The organism is Limnofasciculus baicalensis BBK-W-15 (assembly GCF_024178385.1).
In the GTDB taxonomy this organism is placed as follows: domain Bacteria; phylum Cyanobacteriota; class Cyanobacteriia; order Cyanobacteriales; family Coleofasciculaceae; genus Limnofasciculus; species Limnofasciculus baicalensis.
In genome coordinates, this window is the sequence record NZ_JAMZMM010000472.1 from 1 (window position 1) to 3,961 (window position 3,961).

A 3,961-nucleotide genomic window follows, 5' to 3' on the forward strand; every position below is an offset into this window, starting at 1 on the left:
TGTCTGTGTAGCGACAGATTTCAATCTGTCGTAAATTTTGAGAATGAAACAGCCCCAGGGGGACAAGGGGAAGACTTAAAACTCAAAACCCTCCCACTCCCTACTCCCCACTCCCCACTCCCTAGCCCCTAATAACACCGAGAAAGCTTACTCACTTGGACGACGATATCATCAATAGCATTAACTAAACCTTCCCCTGATGACGATTCATTAACGATAATGCTAAAAACAAGAACTCCGTACTCCGGATGTTCCAGATATCCAGAAAGCGCCCTCACTCCTGTCAAAGTGCCAGTTTTCCCGTGGAGATGTCCTTCAACTGGAGTAAAGTGAAACCTACGCTTGAGGGTGCCACTCACTCCAGCAACCGCTAAAGAGCTGTAGAAAATATCCCGATTCTTGGCTACACTCATTGCTCTGAGGAGTTGTACCAAGGTGGTGGGAGTGGCTAAATTTTGGCGGGATAAACCAGAGCCATCAGAGAGTCGATAACTATTGGGGTTAATACCTAACTGGCTTAAAGTCTCCTTGACGGCAGAAACGCCTCCCACTTGACGTAATAATGCCTCAGCATAATCATTGTTGCTGTTTGTATTAGTGATACCTACCCATTCATCTAACGACGTTGTGCCGATTTTGGCATTGGGGTCAAATTTTTGTAGTGCAGCCGCAGTAGTGAAGAGTTTGACGTTAGAAGCGGGGATGAAAGATTGAGACGCATTATGACTGTAGAAAACGCTGCCGTCAGATAAGCTGGCAACCATAATACCCCAATTGGCTCTGGCTACGTTGGGACGGGAGATGATACCATCGATAAATAAGCCTAGAGAAGCGGGACATACGCGATCGCTATCTTGATTCTCTGGAGGCGGTACTACGATTTCTACTGATTCAAAATTTGAGGCTAAATCAGTTGCGCTGTTGGCGCTTGCCTGGATTTGGGGCGCAATCGCTGCCCAGTTTATAACTGTACAAGTAAGCATTGCCAAGGGTTTCACCCATTGAACAACTGATTTCATTCGCTATTCTCCTGTGACTGGCTTTTTGTAGCATTCAACGATTAGTCATCATAAACTGGATTGAATAAAAAAAAAGCTCGGTGATTAGCCGATTAATATATCATAAGAGTGCAATTTTGTCTCCATCCTCCCATCATCCCATTCCCTCATTCAGATTTAACAACCATTTGCAAATTAGGCGGAGGCGCGATAGTCAAGCCACGGCGTATTGGTTTAACTGGACGATTATTTGTCAGCGCCATTTGAAACTGAGACACAATCGTGGCTAACACTAATTTCATTTCCAACATGGCTAATCCCGAACCAATACAGCGACGATTCCCACCACCAAAGGGTAAATATTCGTAGGCAGAATATTGCCTTTGCAAAAAGCGTTCAGGTTTGAAAGATTTTGGTTCCGGATATAAATCTTCCCGATGATGAATTAAATATATAGATGGCAGTAGAGATGTACCCGTTTCAAAATGATAACCCATAAGTTCCATTGGTGCTTTGAGTACCCGAACAAAGGTACTCGGCGCAACAGGATAAATCCGCATTGTTTCTTGACAAATGGCTGTCAGGTAGGGAAGTTGGGCAATATCAGTAGGTGCAGGATTGTCGCCAAGAGACTCTAATTCATATCGCAATTTTTCCTGAACATCTGGTAAATGATGAATCCAATATAATGCCCAAGTAAGAGCAGAAGCTGTAGTTTCATGCCCTGCAACTAGCAGTGTCATTAGTTCATCATGTAACTCGTCATCTGTCATCGAATCACCAGTTTCGTCGCGAGCCGATAGTAGTAAAGTTAGAATATCATTACGGGATAAATCGCCAACTTCCCGCCTTTCTCGAATCTCATCATATATTAACTGTTTAATTCGATCTCTCAGGCGTAAAAAGCGCCCCCATGGACTCATTTCTCCCCAATCTTGTCGCAATGAGGGAAAAAATAGTAAAGTAGAACTGACAGGAGAATTAAACATATCCATCAGCTTACTGAGCAGATATCGTAATTGTTGAAAACGTTCTCCCTCATCCAACCCGAATACCGCCTGTAAAATCACCCGCAAAGTAATTTCTTGCATGAATAAACGGACAGTGAAAGGGTTGCCTACTTGCCACCGTCCGGTCACTTCTTTGGTAATATCACAAATAAGCTGACTATAATCCCGAATGCGATCGCTGTAAAATGGGGGCATTAACAATCGTCGCTGACGCTGATGCTTTGCCCCGTCAAGTAAAACCAAAGAATTGTCACCCAGGAAATATCGTAAAATAGCGTTTCCTCTGCCGGATTCAAATAAATCTGGATCTGCTGAGAAAATCTCTTTAATCGCCTGTGGATTGCTTATATAAACGAATGGGGGAGATTTTTCTCCTCCTACTTTGAAGATATCTCCATATTGTCGAGCATTGTCTTCCATGTATTCCAATGGATGAAAAATTAGCTTGAAAACTCGTAGCATCCAGGGAGTTTTTGGTCCGTTTGGTAGTGTCATAGGAATGGGGAAGAGAGTTATTAGTTTTGAGTTTTGAGTTTTGAGTTTTGAGTTTTGAGTTTTGAGTTTTAATTAAAAACTGAGAACTCAACACTGAAAACTATTCCGGGGAAGTGGGGGAAGTGTGGGAAATAAAGATTTTTCTGTTATAGTTCCTATTGCCTATTCCCAACACCACATTATTTCCAGCTACAGTATTTTGAGTTTCTCTTGTTTCTACTACTGATTCTTCTTTTACTACTGAGGGCACTTGCCAAATCCTGATGTTGCTATCGAATCCTCCAGTCGCTAGGAGTGTGCCATCGGGACTAAATGCAACAGATTGTGCCCAATCTTCAGCTACTGTAATTAATTTGAGTAATTCGCCCGTTTTTAAGTTCCACAAACGGACACCATCGCGACTAGCACTGGCTAGAGTTTCACCATCGGGATTAATTGCAATTGCCCAAATTCTACCAGTATGTCCAGAAAGAGTTCGTACTAATTTTCCGCTTCTAAGATTCCAAACTTTGATAGTGCGATCGAAACTTCCACTTACTAAAGTTTGTCCGTCTGGAGTAAATGCTAATCCATCTACGGAACCAGTATGAGCGGAAATGCTACTGAGAAATTGTCCTGTCTTAATGTTCCATAATTTAATTGAGCCAAACTTATGTCCGCTTGCTAATAGATCTCCTTGTGGATGAATAGCAAGAGAATAGGTTTGATTATCAAAACGTGCTAAATTATAAATAGGACGCTGTTTTTTTAAATCCCACAGTCGAATACCATCTAATCCGCCACTGACTAATACGCGACTATCTGGCGTAATAGCTAGGGCTAGCAAATTACTAGTATGTTCTATAAAAAGATGGGTGTATTCTCCAGTTTTCCAGTCCCAAAGATTGAGAGCAGAATCTTCTCCACAACTTGCCAACATTGAGCCATCAGGGGTTAGGGCAATGTCTGTAACGGAGACACGTTGTGCCCGGATTTTGTCAAATTCTTTGCCTGTTTTTAGATCCCATAATTTAATCCTACCATCGTTATAGCTACCCCCGCTAATTAATACTTCGCCATCGGGACTAAAAAGCAAAGAGTCAACAACTGTTGAATGAGCATCAATAGTGTCAATTAGTTTAGGATTTCTCCAACCTTGAGCAGGTGAGGGTAATTTAGTAGGAGGGATAGGTTGGGTGGGGCTATTTGGGGGATAAGGTACGGGAATCGGTTGACTAACTGCAATTCTGCTAACTCCAGTAATTGTAGTAGCCATAAATCCTAAAATAGGTAACAATGTCTTTTTGAATTTGTCATTTGTCATTGGTTGTTGGTTGTTAGTTGTTAGTTGTTAGTTGTTGGTTATTGGTTGTTAGTTGTTAGTTGTTGGTTGTTAGTTGTTAGTTGTTAGTTGTTAGTTGTTAGTTGTTAGTTGTTAGTTGTTAGTTGTTGGTTGTTAGTTGTTGGTTGTTAGTTGTT

General features: G+C 41.8%; 3 protein-coding genes. All 3 read right to left on the minus strand.

The window, feature by feature from the left end; all coding sequences use genetic code 11:
• Window positions 1-128: 128 nt before the first annotated feature.
• The 3 genes from dacB to NJ959_RS26765 all read right to left on the minus strand — a co-directional run bounded on the left by dacB (window position 129) and on the right by NJ959_RS26765 (window position 3,806).
• Window positions 129-1,019, minus strand: a complete 891-nt coding sequence (dacB, locus tag NJ959_RS26755) for a D-alanyl-D-alanine carboxypeptidase/D-alanyl-D-alanine endopeptidase (RefSeq protein WP_254014804.1) — start codon at window positions 1,017-1,019, stop codon at window positions 129-131.
• Window positions 1,020-1,165: 146 nt separating this feature from the next.
• On the minus strand, window positions 1,166-2,503 hold the full coding sequence (locus tag NJ959_RS26760; protein WP_254014805.1) for a cytochrome P450: 1,338 nt from the start codon (window positions 2,501-2,503) through the stop codon (window positions 1,166-1,168).
• A 100-nt stretch (window positions 2,504-2,603) separates the two neighbouring features.
• Complete coding sequence (locus NJ959_RS26765; RefSeq protein WP_254014806.1) at window positions 2,604-3,806, minus strand: WD40 repeat domain-containing protein; 1,203 nt, start codon at window positions 3,804-3,806, stop codon at window positions 2,604-2,606.
• Window positions 3,807-3,961: the final 155 nt, after the last annotated feature.